Source organism: Leisingera sp. M523 (genome assembly GCF_025141335.1).
Taxonomy (GTDB): domain Bacteria; phylum Pseudomonadota; class Alphaproteobacteria; order Rhodobacterales; family Rhodobacteraceae; genus Leisingera.
On the sequence record NZ_CP081036.1, the window covers coordinates 2,310,241 to 2,322,857 of the forward strand.

General features: G+C 60.4%; 13 protein-coding genes. 1 reads left to right on the forward strand and 12 read right to left on the reverse strand.

The window, feature by feature from the left end:
- Positions 1-93: 93 nt before the first annotated feature.
- Complete coding sequence (locus tag K3557_RS11390; RefSeq protein ID WP_129371381.1) at positions 94-273, forward strand: RSP_7527 family protein; 180 nt, start codon at positions 94-96, stop codon at positions 271-273.
- A 202-nt stretch (positions 274-475) separates the two neighbouring features.
- On the opposite strand, the gene K3557_RS11395 is transcribed toward K3557_RS11390, so the two are convergent.
- From K3557_RS11395 to nuoH, 12 genes are all read right to left on the reverse strand, one after another.
- Entirely contained in the window at positions 476-2,143 is a 1,668-nt protein-coding gene (locus tag K3557_RS11395) for a ribonuclease J (RefSeq protein ID WP_259993951.1), read from the reverse strand.
- Positions 2,140-2,922, reverse strand: a complete 783-nt coding sequence (locus K3557_RS11400) for a type III pantothenate kinase (RefSeq protein ID WP_129371383.1) — start codon at positions 2,920-2,922, stop codon at positions 2,140-2,142. Before K3557_RS11400 ends, K3557_RS11395 begins: the two co-directional genes overlap by 4 nt.
- 12 nt (positions 2,923-2,934) lie before the next feature.
- Complete coding sequence (locus tag K3557_RS11405; protein ID WP_259993953.1) at positions 2,935-3,681, reverse strand: biotin--[acetyl-CoA-carboxylase] ligase; 747 nt, start codon at positions 3,679-3,681, stop codon at positions 2,935-2,937.
- Between the two features lie 70 nt (positions 3,682-3,751).
- A complete protein-coding gene (gene nuoN, locus K3557_RS11410; RefSeq protein ID WP_259985614.1) occupies positions 3,752-5,191 on the reverse strand; it encodes an NADH-quinone oxidoreductase subunit NuoN in 1,440 nt (479 codons plus the stop codon).
- A gap of 15 nt (positions 5,192-5,206) precedes the next feature.
- The gene (locus tag K3557_RS11415; protein WP_259985623.1) at positions 5,207-6,754 is read right to left on the reverse strand and encodes an NADH-quinone oxidoreductase subunit M; all 1,548 of its coding nucleotides are present in this window, start codon (positions 6,752-6,754) and stop codon (positions 5,207-5,209) included.
- Entirely contained in the window at positions 6,754-8,883 is a 2,130-nt protein-coding gene (gene nuoL, locus K3557_RS11420) for an NADH-quinone oxidoreductase subunit L (RefSeq protein WP_259993958.1), read from the reverse strand. Before nuoL ends, K3557_RS11415 begins: the two co-directional genes overlap by 1 nt.
- Before the next feature lie 7 nt (positions 8,884-8,890).
- The gene (gene nuoK, locus K3557_RS11425) at positions 8,891-9,196 is read right to left on the reverse strand and encodes an NADH-quinone oxidoreductase subunit NuoK (protein ID WP_008553673.1); all 306 of its coding nucleotides are present in this window, start codon (positions 9,194-9,196) and stop codon (positions 8,891-8,893) included.
- 4 nt (positions 9,197-9,200) lie between these two features.
- Positions 9,201-9,803 carry an NADH-quinone oxidoreductase subunit J gene (locus K3557_RS11430; RefSeq protein ID WP_259993959.1) on the reverse strand — a complete coding sequence of 201 codons (603 nt, stop codon included), beginning with the start codon at positions 9,801-9,803 and terminating at the stop codon, positions 9,201-9,203.
- On the reverse strand, positions 9,800-10,234 hold the full coding sequence (locus K3557_RS11435) for a carboxymuconolactone decarboxylase family protein (protein ID WP_259985635.1): 435 nt from the start codon (positions 10,232-10,234) through the stop codon (positions 9,800-9,802). The genes K3557_RS11430 and K3557_RS11435 overlap by 4 nt, the downstream gene beginning before the upstream one ends.
- Positions 10,235-10,304: 70 nt before the next feature.
- Complete coding sequence (nuoI, locus tag K3557_RS11440) at positions 10,305-10,799, reverse strand: NADH-quinone oxidoreductase subunit NuoI (RefSeq protein WP_027258426.1); 495 nt, start codon at positions 10,797-10,799, stop codon at positions 10,305-10,307.
- Positions 10,796-11,569, reverse strand: a complete 774-nt coding sequence (locus K3557_RS11445) for a cyclopropane-fatty-acyl-phospholipid synthase family protein (protein WP_259993961.1) — start codon at positions 11,567-11,569, stop codon at positions 10,796-10,798. The genes nuoI and K3557_RS11445 overlap by 4 nt, the downstream gene beginning before the upstream one ends.
- A gap of 6 nt (positions 11,570-11,575) precedes the next feature.
- Complete coding sequence (gene nuoH, locus K3557_RS11450; protein ID WP_027258425.1) at positions 11,576-12,613, reverse strand: NADH-quinone oxidoreductase subunit NuoH; 1,038 nt, start codon at positions 12,611-12,613, stop codon at positions 11,576-11,578.
- Positions 12,614-12,617: the final 4 nt, after the last annotated feature.

Below are 12,617 nucleotides of genomic sequence, written 5' to 3' on the forward strand. Positions count from 1 at the left end.
TAACGGGTCTTCGATCTTGGGTGGCGTCAACCTATGCAAACAGGCGTATTGCATCCGCAACACTGTAACGCGCCATTGAAATTGGGCCTCGCCATGAACACCACCGACACCAACACCCTGACCATTGCACAATTCCAGGCCATTGAAGCCCGCGCCCATGAGCTGCGCGCCGAGGCTTTTGCCAATGTGATGCGCCGCCTGTTCCGCGCTATGTTCAGCGCCCCGCGCAAGGTAGTTTCCTGCCCCAGCTGCGCCCGTCCGCTGCACGGCTGAGACGTCTCGCGGCTCTGCCGGTCCGGCACCCGAATTGACAACGCCGCGTGCCTAAAAAGGCCGCGGCGTTGTTGTTTCTTACACTGTTGTTCTGCGGCAGCGCCGCGGACCCGCCAGGGTACGCGGCGCCTGGCCCAACGGGGCCTGCTGCATTTTCAATGCGGCTTGGGCCGGGCGGGAGAACCGCCCTGCCCACGCAGGCTCAGCGCATGCGGCTGACGACCACCGTCACCTCGGGTTTTTTGCCGATCTCGCTATGGGCGCTTTGGCGGGCAATGCGGCGCAGCTCCTGTTCCAGCTTGTCTTCATCGCGCAGCGTCTTGGCACCGGCGCGCATCAGGAACTGGTTCAGATCCGCTTCCATAATCTCGACCAGGGCGGCGTTGGAACTGCCGGTTTCGGCCAAGCCCTTGACGTCGCACCAGGGCTCGCCCAGCGGCTCGTCCTGCTCGTCCAGCAGCACCGTCACCACCACATGGCCGTTCAAAGCCATGCGGATACGGTCGCGGACAACACCGTCCATCGCACCGTATTTGACAGATCCATCCAGATAGGTGCGGCCTGTATCGACATAGCCGGCGGACTTGGGCGCGTCGCCGCTGAGGTCCATCATCATACCGTTGACCACAACCGCGCTGGCAATGCCCTTTGCCTCGCCCAGACGGGCGTGCTGGCGCAGGTGGCGGTGCTCGCCGTGCATCGGCACCAGCATTCTGGGTTTCAGCAAGGTATGCATGGTTTCCAGATCCGGACCGTTCGCATGGCCGGACACATGGTAAAGGCCGGAACTGTCATCAACCACATCAACACCCATTTCAGAGAACTGGTTGATAATGCGGATCACGCCTTTTTCATTGCCCGGGATGGTCTTGGAGGAGAACAGGAAGGTGTCGCCCTCCTTCAGCTCCAGCCCGCGGTACTTGCCGCGCGCCAGCTGTGCAGAGGCCGCGCGGCGCTCGCCCTGGCTGCCGGTTGTGATCAGCATCAGGTTGTCACGCGGCACATTGTTGGCGTCTTCGGGGCTGATCACCTTGGGGAAGTCCGTCAGAACGCCGGTTTCCGTCGCAGCCTCGATCATCCGGCGCATCGCCCGGCCCAGCAGCACAATCGACCGCCCGGCCCGCACCCCGGCCTCGGCCAGGGTTTTCACCCTGGCCACGTTGGAGGCGAATGTGGTGGCTGCAACCATACCCTTGGCTTCGGAAATCAGCCGGGTGATCTCATCCGGCAGCTCTGATTCCGAGCGGCCCGGATGGGTCGAGAACACATTGGTGGAATCGCAGACCAGCGCCTGGATGCCGTCCTTGGCGATCTCTGCCCACATCTCCGGATCAAACGGTTCGCCGACCAGCGGATTGGAATCCAGCTTAAAGTCGCCGGTATGCACCACCCGCCCTGCCGGGCTGTCAATGACCAGTCCCCCGCTTTCGGGGATTGAGTGGCTCATCGGGGCAACGCCGATGGTGAAGGGGCCGAGTTTGGTCACTTCGGGCCAGGCTTCAACCGTGTGCACGTTGGCCGGATCGTGACCCGCTTCCTCCATCTTGCGGCGCGCCAGGTTGGCGGTGAAGGCACGGGCGTAGACCGGCACATTCAGGCTGGAATACATATGCGCGATGGCGCCGATGTGGTCCTCGTGCCCGTGGGTGACGAAAATCCCTTCCAGCCGGTCTACCCGCTCTTTCAGCCAGGTCATGTCCGGCATGATCAGGTCGACGCCGGGGGTGGTGTCCATATCGGGGAAGGTCACGCCCAGGTCGACCAGGATCAGGCGTTCTTTGTTCTTTGGCCCGTAGCCGTAGACATAGGCATTCATGCCAATTTCACCCGCCCCGCCGAGGGGCAGATAGATCAATCTTTCACTGCTCATGCGTCAGTACCATTATCCTTGTTGTATTTATGAATGATCTGCAGCCCATGCATGGTGAGGTCATCCTCAAATGCGTCGAACAGATCAGCGGATTGCTGGAACAAAGGCGCCAGCCCGCCTGTCGAGATTACTTTCATCGCCACGCCGCGTTCCGCCTTGATTTGGGTGCAAATCTCGCGGACGAGGCCGACATAGCCCCAGAACACGCCGGACTGCATACAGGCGACGGTGTTAGTGCCGATGACATTTTCAGGTTTGGTGATGTCCACATGCGGCAGGGCGGCGGCAGCCTGGTGCAGGGCCTCCAGGCTCAGGTTTACGCCGGGCGCAATCACCCCGCCGACATAGGCGCCATCTTCGGCCACCACATCAAATGTTGTGGCGGTGCCAAAATCCACCACAATCAGATTGCCGCCATAAAGGTCAAAGCCGGATACCGTGTTGACCAGCCGGTCGGGGCCGACGGCGGTGCCTTCGTCCACCCGCACCGCGACGGGCAGCAGGCAACCGGGCTTGCCCACCACCAGGGGGCGCGTGCTGAAATAGCGGTCCGCCAGAACCCGCAGGTTGAATACCACCCGCGGCACGGTCGAGGAGATGATCATGTCGGTGATATCCGCCTCGATCCCCTGCAGGCGCATCAGCGTGTTGAGCCAGACATAATACTGGTCGGCAGTGCGCTGCCAGTCGGTGGCGGTGCGCCACATGCCAACGAACTTCTCTCCGTCGTAGATTGAGAAGACGGTATTGGTATTGCCGCAGTCAACTGCCAGAAGCATTGCTGCCCCTTCCTAGAAATAGATGTCGGCCGCGGGAATGCTGACGCGGCCCTTGGCAGTGTTTAGGACAAGGTTGCCGTTGGCGTCCACTGTTTCAAAAGTGCCTTCGGTCTCGGAACTAGCGGTGCGGGCGGTGATCACCTCGCCCAACTTGGCGGCGCGCGCCAGCCATGCGGTGCGAATCGGTTCAAAACCATAGGTGCTGAATTGCTGCTCATAGCGTGCAAAGGCGTCGGCCACTGCTTCCAGAAACTCCTCAGGCGAGACCTGGACGCCGGTTTCCGACAACAGTGACACTGGCCAGACCGCGCCGGGTTCCAGCCATTCCTTCATCGGGGTTTCAACCAGATTGACACCGATGCCGACAAACAGGTGGGTGACCCCCTGCCCGTTACCAGCACTTTCCAGCAGGATCCCCGCCAGCTTGCCGCCTTTCAGCAGCACATCGTTGGGCCACTTCAGCGACAGGCCTTCAGTGCGGCCTGTCACGGCGACACAGGCGTCATAGACCGCCAGCGCCGCAACAAAGCTGCGCAGCGCCGCCTGATCCGGCGCGCCTTGGGGCCGCATCACCAGCGTGGCGGCGAAATTGCCCTTGGGGTCCTTCCAGTCGCGCCCGCGGCGGCCGCGCCCCTGGGTCTGGCGCAGCGCCAGGATCCATTCGGGGCCTGCCAGCTCACCTGCGATGCGGGCGGCCTCGTTCAGGGTGCTGTCGACCTCGGCAAGCACCCGTTTTCCATATTCAGCTGGCCAGCTCATCTGCATTCCTTAGAAAGTGCGAAAGGCCCGGTCACGCGACCGGGCCTTTTCAGCCTGCCTGAAAAGCAGATCAATTTACAAGGGTTGCCGCGGCAGCTGCCGCCGCGCCGTCAATGCCGAACTGGTAAACCACGCCCACCAGCATCAGCGCAGCAGAGGCCATCAGTGCCACGCCCAGAACCGGCGAACCCTTTGCTTCGACATCGTCATCGCCCGTGCCGAAGTACATGTAGAAGACGATGCGGATGTAGTAGAATGCACCGATCACCGAAGCCACGGCAGAGGCAATGACCAGCCCGATCAGCCCAGCATCAACACCCGCCTGCCAGACGCCCAGCTTGGCAAAGAAACCCAGCATTGGCGGCACGCCCGCCAGCGAGAACATCAGGATCAGCACCGCCAGCGCCTTGCCCGGCTCACGCGCGGCGAACTGATTCAGCGCCATGATATCGGTCACGGGCTTTCCGTCTTTCTCCAGCATCAGGATAAAGGAGAACGTACCGATGTTCATGGTGACGTAGATCGCCAGATACACCAGCATCGCAGTGACGCCCTGTTCGGTGCCCGCTGCCAGACCGATCATCGCATAGCCCATATGGGCAATCGACGAAAAGGCCATCAGGCGCTTGATATCGCGCTGGCCGATGGCGGCAATGGCGCCTAGGAACATCGACAGCACCGACAGCACCACGATGATCTGCTGCCAGTCAGAGATTGCACCGCCAAAGGCATCATGCAGGACACGGGCAAACAGGCCCATCGCCGCAACCTTGGGCGCGGTGGCAAAGAAGGCCGTGACCGGGGTCGGCGCGCCCTCGTAGACATCCGGGGTCCACATGTGGAAAGGCACCGCCGAGACCTTAAACGCCAGCCCCGAGATCATGAACACGAGGCCGAACAGCATGCCGATGGACATATGGCCCTGCTCTGCCACCTGGATGATGCCCGCAAACTGGGTGGTGCCTGCAAAGCCGTAGACCAGCGAGGCACCGTACAGCAGCAGGCCGGAGGACAAGGCACCCAGCACGAAGTACTTGAGGCCCGCCTCAGTCGACTTCACACTGTCGCGGCGCATTGCAGCGACGACATACAGCGACAGCGACTGCAGCTCCAGCCCCATGTAAAGGGACATCAGGTCTCCGGCGGAGACCATCATCATCATGCCAACAGCGCTGAGCGCCACCAGGATCGGGTATTCAAACCGCAGCATGCCGCGGCGCGCCATGTAGTCCTGACCGATCAGCAGCACTGCCGCCGCGCCCAAGAGCAGCGCCACTTTGGCAAAGCGGGCAAAACCGTCGTTGATGAACATGCCGTTGAAGGCCGTCTGGGTGGTCGCCGGGCTGGCCGCGATCCAGAAGGCTACCGCCGCCAACAGCGCCGCGGTTGCCCAGACCAGCGGCACTGCCAGCTTGTCCTTGCCGGTGTAGACCGCGCCCAAGAGCGCGCCCATCGCGTAAAGCGCCAGAACGATCTCTGGCAGGATTACAGTAAGATCAGCTTGGATCATCTGCCTGATGCTCCCTTAATGCGAAGCAATCTGGGTGGCTGCCGAAGTGTCGGCAGCCGCCAGAGACTGGTTGAAGTTTGCAATCAGCGCCTCGGTCGAGGGGGCGATGACATCGGTGACCAGGGACGGGTAGACACCCAGAAGCAGGGTCATCACCACCAGCGGCGCAAAAACGAAACGCTCGCGTGCGGTCATGTCGCGGATGCCGGCCAGGCTGCCCTTGATCATGTCGCCAAAGACCACCCGGCGGTAGAGCCACAGCGCATATCCGGCCGAGAAGATCACCCCGGTTGCGGCCACTGCCGTCACCCAGGTGTTTTTCTGGAAGGCGCCCATCAGGGTCAGGAATTCACCGACAAAGCCAGAGGTGCCCGGCAGGCCGACGTTGCCCATGGTGAAGAACATAAACACCAATGCGTATGCCGGCATCCGGATCACCAGGCCGCCATAGGCGCCGATGTCGCGGGTATGCATGCGGTCATAGATCACCCCGACACAAAGGAAGAGCGCGGCAGAGATGAAGCCGTGGCTCAGCATCTGAAAGATTGCGCCGTCGATGCCTTGCTGGTTAGCGGCAAAGATGCCCATGGTCACAAATCCCATGTGCGCGACTGACGAATAGGCGATCAGCTTTTTCATGTCCTCCTGCACCAGTGCCACCAGCGAGGTGTAGACAACCGCGATGGCTGACATCCACAGAACCACATCGGTCATCACATCCGCACCCACCGGGAACATTGGCAGCGAGAACCGGAGGAAACCATAGCCGCCCATTTTCAGCAAAATCGCCGCCAGCACCACGGAACCCGCGGTCGGCGCCTGCACGTGCGCGTCCGGCAGCCAGGTATGCACCGGCCACATCGGCATCTTCACCGCAAAGGAAGCAAAGAACGCCAGGAACATCAGCGTCTGGGCGCCGCCCACGACGTGAATGCCCAGCACATCAAAGGACGCAGCCGAGAAGCTGTGGGTCAGCAGGGTTTCGATATCGGTGGTGCCGGCGTCCACATACATGAACACCATCGCCACCAGCATCAGCACCGAGCCGAAGAAAGTGTAGAGGAAGAACTTGAAAGAGGCGTAGATCCGTTCCTTGCCGCCCCAGATGCCGATGATCAGGAACATCGGGATAAGGCCTGCCTCAAAGAACAGGTAGAACAGCACCAGGTCCAGCGCCATGAAGACGCCCAGCATCAGGGTCTCCAAGAGCAGGAAGGCGATCATGTATTCCTTCACACGGGTCGTGACCGACCAGCTGGCCAGAATGGTCAGCGGCATGATGAAGGTGGTCAGCATCACAAACAGCACCGAGATGCCGTCGACGCCCATCTTGTATTTCAGCCCCAGGATCCAGGCCCGGTCTTCCACAAACTGAAAGCCTGTGTTGGCGGGGTCGAACTCGAAATAGATGCCAAGGCTCACCAGGAAGGTGATCGTGGTGGCAAAGAGCGCAACAAACTTGGCATTGCGCTGCGCCGCCTTATCCTCGCCGCGCAGGAACAGGGCCAGAATGCCCGCAGCCAGCGCCGGAATGAAGGTGACAATAGAAAGGAGATTGTCCATCAGTGCGTTCCTCCGCCGATCGACATCCAGGTGACCAGGGCTGCGATGCCCAACACCATCCAGAAGGCATAAGTGAAGATGTAACCTGACTGCGCCCGGCCCGCGAGGCGGGTAAAGAAGGGAACAACCCCCATTGCCAGACCGTTCAGAAAGCCGTCGATGGTGCCCCCGTCGCCGCGTTTCCACAGGAAGCGGCCAATGGCCAGCGCCGGTTTGACGAAGATCACGTTGTAGATCTCGTCAAAGTACCATTTGTTGAGCAGGAACAGGTAGAGCGGGCGCTGCTGAGCGGCCAGACGTGCCGGCAGCGACGGGTTCCAGATGTAGAACCACAGCGCCAGCACCAGACCTGCAACCATTGCCATGAACGGGGACAGCTTCACCCATTTCGGAGCCGCGTGGGCGTCCTCCAGGATGTGGTTGTCCTTGCCGATGTAGATACCGCCCTCCCCCGGCTTGCCGGCAAACACATAGTGGTGCGCGCCTTCAGCCGCGGCTTCACCGTGCCCAGCCTCTTCGCCGTGGCCGTCAGAGTCACCATGCGCAGCGTCCTCGCCGTGACCGGCGTCTTCGCCATGTGCCGCAGCTGAGGCTTCCGCAACCGGAATGCCATAGAATTTGCCGACTTGATCCGCGTGGCCGAAGAAGCTGCTGTACCAGATCATGCCTGCAGTAACCGACCCCACCGCCAGCACGCCCAGCGGCACCAGCATGGTCCAGGGGCTTTCGTGCGCGTGGTCATGGGTGTGTTTGTCGCCGCGTGCCTCGCCATAAAAGGTCATGAACATCAGGCGCCAGGAGTAGAAAGAGGTCATGAAAGCCGCGATCACCAGCGCCCAGAAGCCGAACATCGAGCCGCCCGCATAAGCGCTTTCGATAATCGCATCCTTGGAGACAAAGCCGGCAAAGCCGATCCAGCCGCTAAGCGGGATACCAACACCGGTGATGGCAAGCGTGCCGATCATCATTGCGCGGAAGGTCCACGGGATCTTTTTGCGCAGGTTGCCATAGTGACGCATGTCCTGCTCGTGATGCATCGCGTGGATCACCGAACCGGCGCCAAGGAACAGCATCGCCTTGAAGAAGGCGTGGGTGAACAGGTGGAACATGGCAGCGGAATACATGCCGACGCCAGCGGCCACGAACATATAGCCCAGCTGCGAGCAGGTCGAATAGGCGATCACGCGCTTGATGTCGTTCTGCACCAGCCCGACGGTTGCCGCAAAGAATGCCGTGGCTGCGCCCATCACGGTGATGAATGCAGTGGCTTCAGGCGCAAATTCCATCAGCGGCGACATCCGGCAGACCAGGAACACACCCGCGGTCACCATGGTTGCCGCGTGGATCAGCGCCGACACCGGTGTCGGACCTTCCATCGCGTCCGGCAGCCAGGTGTGCAGTATCAGCTGCGCCGACTTGCCCATCGCGCCGACAAACAGCAGGAAAGCAATCAGGTTGGCAGCATTCCACTCGCTCCACAGGAACGACACTTGGGTTTCCGCCAGCGCCGGAGCGGCGGCAAAGACATCTGCAAGGTTGATACTGTCGGTCAGGAAGAACAGCCCGAAGATCCCCAGCGCAAAACCGAAGTCACCGACGCGGTTGACGATAAACGCCTTCATCGCTGCCGCGTTGGCGGTGGGCTTGCGGTAGTAAAAGCCGATCAGCAAGTAGGAGGCGACACCGACGCCTTCCCAGCCAAAGAACATCTGCACCAGATTGTCGGAGGTCACCAGCATCAGCATCGCAAAGGTGAAGAACGACAGATAGGCAAAGAAGCGCGGCTTGTAGCTTTCACCGTCTTTCCACTGCGGGTCATGCGACATGTAGCCGAAGCTGTACAGATGCACGAGCGACGACACTGTGGTGATCACGATCAGCATGATCGCGGTCAGCCGATCCAGCCGGATCGCCCAGAAGGTCGACAGCGAGCCGCTTTCGATCCAGCGGAAGATTTCGATGTTGTCAGTCACCCCGTCAAACGACAGGAAGGTGATCCAGCTGAGCAGCGCCGCCAGGAAAAGCAGCGATGTGGCCGTGACAGTGGCGGCTTTCTCGCCGATGAATTTCCAGCCGAAGCCGCAGATAAGGGCGCCCGCCAGCGGGGCAAAGAGAAGGATGGTTTCCATAAGTTCTTCAGCCCTTCATCACGTTGACGTCTTCGACGGCAATGGTGCCGCGGTTACGGAAGAAGCAGACCAGGATCGCCAGGCCGATGGCGGCCTCGGCGGCGGCCACGGTCAGCACGAACAGTGTAAAGACCTGCCCCACCAGATCGCCCAGGAAGCTGGAGAAAGCGACCAGGTTGATGTTCACCGCCAGCAGCATCAGTTCGATGCTCATCAACAGGATGATCACGTTCTTGCGGTTCAGGAAGAGCCCGAAGATGCCAATGACGAACAGCGTCGCCGCGACGGTCAGATAATGTTCAAGTCCGATCATGTGCTCACAGCCCCTGCCCCGGTTTCACGTCCTTAAGCTCCATTGCTACGGCCGGGTCGCGCATCATCTGGGCAACCACGTCCTGGCGCTTGACGTCGGTGCGGTGGCGCAGGGTCAGCACGATCGCGCCGATCATTGCCACCAGCAGGATCAGGCCAGACAATTGGAACAGAAGGAAATATTGATCATAGATGATGAGGCCCAGGGCCTCGGTGTTGTGGCGGTCGGCAGGCACTGGATTGGCCAGCAGCTCAGGCGCCTTATGCGCGGTTTCCCAGACGCCAAAGGCCATCACGAACTGCATCAGGATGACCAGGCCGATCAGCAGAGCCAGCGGCATGTACCGCGCCATCTCGGCCTTCAGCGCGGCAAAGTCCACGTCCAGCATCATCACCACAAACAGGAACAGCACCGCAACAGCCCCCACATAGACGATGATCAGCAGCATGGCGACAAATTCCGCCCCCAAGAGCACAAACAGCCCGGCCGAAGAGATAAAGGCCAGGATCAGCCACAGCACCGAATGCACCGGCTGGCGGCTGATCACAGTGAACAGCCCGCCGGTGATGGCGCTGACGGCGAAGAGGTAGAAGGCAAAAACGCTCATGTCTCATCGTCCTTGTTGTCGTCCAGGACCGTCTGCGCCAGATCCAGCGCCCGGTTCATGGCCGGAATGCCGGCAAACACCGACATCTGTCCGATCGTTTCCACGATCTCTTGTTTCTTTGCCCCTGCCGCAAGAGCGTGGCGCACAGTCTGGCGCACCGCTGAATCCGCCTGCGCGCCCTGCATGGTGAGCCCGGCCAGCGTCAGCAGCAGCCGGGTCTTGGCATCCAGCCCGTCCTTGTTGACGGTGTTGCCGAACATCATTTCCATGACCTCTTTGGGCATGGTGGGCCACAGCGCCTCGAACTCCTTGAAAGCCTCGGAAGGCGAGAAATTCTCCAGCGCCGGATTGAAGGCCTTGGCCATCTCCTGCGCCTGGGTCTGCATCTGTTCCATCATGGCCTCAAACGGGTTGGGCGGCTGTTTGGTCATGTCCTGTCCTCCGTCCAAGAATTTTCAAAAATTCTTGGCAAAAGTTTTTGAAAACTTTTGCGCTGCTCTCTCATCGGTACGGCGCATCGATTTCGAGGTTGCGGGCAATCTCGGCTTCCCAGCGTTCACCGTTGGCCAGCAGCTTGTCCTTATCGTAGAACAGCTCCTCGCGGGTCTCAGTAGCGAACTCGAAGTTCGGGCCTTCGACAATCGCGTCCACCGGGCAGGCTTCCTGGCAAAAGCCGCAGTAGATGCATTTGGTCATGTCGATGTCATACCGCGTGGTGCGGCGGCTGCCATCCTCGCGCGGTTCCGCGTCGATGGTGATTGCCTGTGCCGGGCAGACTGCCTCGCACAGCTTGCAGGCAATGCAGCGCTCCTCGCCGTTTGGATAGCGGCGCAGCGCGTGCTCACCCCGGAAACGGGGCGACAACGGACCCTTCTCGTGCGGGTAGTTCAGGGTGGCCTTGGGGGCGAAGAAATACTTCAGCCCCAGTTTGAAGCCGACCCAGAAATCCTGCAGCAGGAAGTATTTGGCGGCGCGGGTATAGTCGATTTGGGTCATTGCGGAGCCATTTCGTCATCAAGCCGGGTTGCGCCGGCGTTTCCGTGGCTGTGCCACTTGGTTTCATAGTCGCTTTGCAGAACCAGGTCTTTCATCACTGAATCCTTGGTCTTTTCAATCTCGTAGTAGAGGTACATACGCCCCTCCGGTATCTTACCTTTAAGCCGCATCCGCTTGCCGGTCTCTGCGGGGTCCTGGAATTCGATATGGTAGTCGCCGCCGCGCGGCCGTTTGTGGATGCCGCGGCAATCATGCACGGTGCAGCCGCAGTTGCGTCCCCAAAACGTCCAGACCAGTTCCGGATTGAACTGGTAGATGCCATGCGCGGGCCAGCCATTGAACCCGTTTGCGGAAATGAACCGTCCGCCGGGTTTCAGCATCCGGAAAACGGTCTCCAGCGCCATCGGCACATTAAAGACATGCTCAATGGTGCCGCCATCGAAGATCAGATCGAACTGCCCTTCCAGCTCGGCAGCCACCGGGCGGTTCAGGTCATGAAGGATCGTCGCACCCTCATAATCCGAAAAGTCCATCGTCTCCATATCGCCAAACCCCAGCTTCTGCATCAGGGTTTCGCAATACCCGTCCTCCTGCAGCAGCTGCTCGTGGCTCAGATCGAGCCCCTTCTTGCGCAGGATCCGGTCAAACTTGTGTTTGATATGATCCTCCACCTGGAAGGAATGGCGCCCAAGCATGAGCGTCCGGCCTTCCGGCTGGAAGCGGGCCGACAAGTCGGCCAGCCGTTCGAAGAGCTCGATATCGACGCCCATCGCTGTTTAGCCCCCCACGGTCCAGCGGGCGAAGATGCCCCAGAACCAGTCAAATTTTGCAGCAAAGGACACGAAGACCACCCAGGCCAGCGAGAACGGCAGGAACACTTTCCAGCCTAGGCGCATCAGCTGGTCGTAGCGGTAGCGCGGGGTGATCGCCTTGACCATTGCGAAGAGGAAGAAGAAGAATGCCATTTTGCCGACCATCCACAGGACGCCGTCCGGCAAGCCCGGGATCGGGGACAGCCAGCCGCCGAAGAACAAAAGCGACGTCAGCGCGCACATCAGGAAGATGGCGATATATTCACCGGCCATGAACAGCAGGAAGGGCGTGGCCGAGTATTCCACCTGATAGCCCGCAACCAGTTCCGATTCCGCTTCCGGCAGGTCGAACGGCGGGCGGTTGGTTTCTGCCAGCGCCGAGATAAAGAAAAGAAAGACCATCGGGAAATGCGGGATCCAATACCAGTTCAAGAGGCCCAGATCGCCATCCTGAGCGCGCACGATGTCGCCAAAGTTCATGCTTCCGGTGGAGATGATAATGCCGATGATGATCAGGCCCAGCGATACCTCGTAGGAGATCATTTGTGCGGCCGACCGCAGCGATCCCAGGAACGGGTACTTCGAGTTCGACGCCCAGCCGCCCATGATCACGCCGTAGACCTCAAGACTGGAGACCGCGAAGACATAAAGAATGGCGACGTTGATATCCGACAGCACCCAGCCGTCGTTGAACGGGATCACCGCCCAGGCGATCATCGCCAGCACAAAAGAGGTCAGCGGAGCCAGGATAAAGACCGGGCGGTCGGCACCGGCCGGGATCACTACTTCCTTGACCACATATTTCAGCGCGTCGGCCACCGATTGCAGCAGGCCAAAGACGCCCACCACGTTCGGCCCCCGGCGCATCTGCACTGCGGCCCAGATCTTGCGGTCCCCGTAGACAAGGAACAGGAGCGAGATCATCACAAAGGCAACAACTGCAAGCACTTGCGCCAGGATCAGAACAGCGATGCCGCCTGGAGTGTTAAAGAAATCAGCCATAGGT

What these genes read in the sequence shown, in the direction of transcription:
- K3557_RS11435 (WP_259985635.1), bottom strand. Translation starts at nt 10,234, where the DNA reads ATGACCAAACAGCCGCCCAACCCGTTTGAGGCCATGATGGAACAGATG.
- K3557_RS11405 (WP_259993953.1), bottom strand. Translation starts at nt 3,681, where the DNA reads ATGAGCTGGCCAGCTGAATATGGAAAACGGGTGCTTGCCGAGGTCGAC.
- K3557_RS11400 (WP_129371383.1), bottom strand. Translation starts at nt 2,922, where the DNA reads ATGCTTCTGGCAGTTGACTGCGGCAATACCAATACCGTCTTCTCAATC.
- nuoH (WP_027258425.1), bottom strand. Translation starts at nt 12,613, where the DNA reads ATGGCTGATTTCTTTAACACTCCAGGCGGCATCGCTGTTCTGATCCTG.
- K3557_RS11430 (WP_259993959.1), bottom strand. Translation starts at nt 9,803, where the DNA reads ATGAGCGTTTTTGCCTTCTACCTCTTCGCCGTCAGCGCCATCACCGGC.
- nuoI (WP_027258426.1), bottom strand. Translation starts at nt 10,799, where the DNA reads ATGACCCAAATCGACTATACCCGCGCCGCCAAATACTTCCTGCTGCAG.
- nuoN (WP_259985614.1), bottom strand. Translation starts at nt 5,191, where the DNA reads ATGATCCAAGCTGATCTTACTGTAATCCTGCCAGAGATCGTTCTGGCG.
- nuoK (WP_008553673.1), bottom strand. Translation starts at nt 9,196, where the DNA reads ATGATCGGACTTGAACATTATCTGACCGTCGCGGCGACGCTGTTCGTC.
- K3557_RS11395 (WP_259993951.1), bottom strand. Translation starts at nt 2,143, where the DNA reads ATGAGCAGTGAAAGATTGATCTATCTGCCCCTCGGCGGGGCGGGTGAA.
- K3557_RS11390 (WP_129371381.1), top strand. Translation starts at nt 94, where the DNA reads ATGAACACCACCGACACCAACACCCTGACCATTGCACAATTCCAGGCC.
- K3557_RS11445 (WP_259993961.1), bottom strand. Translation starts at nt 11,569, where the DNA reads ATGGGCGTCGATATCGAGCTCTTCGAACGGCTGGCCGACTTGTCGGCC.
- K3557_RS11415 (WP_259985623.1), bottom strand. Translation starts at nt 6,754, where the DNA reads ATGGACAATCTCCTTTCTATTGTCACCTTCATTCCGGCGCTGGCTGCG.
- nuoL (WP_259993958.1), bottom strand. Translation starts at nt 8,883, where the DNA reads ATGGAAACCATCCTTCTCTTTGCCCCGCTGGCGGGCGCCCTTATCTGC.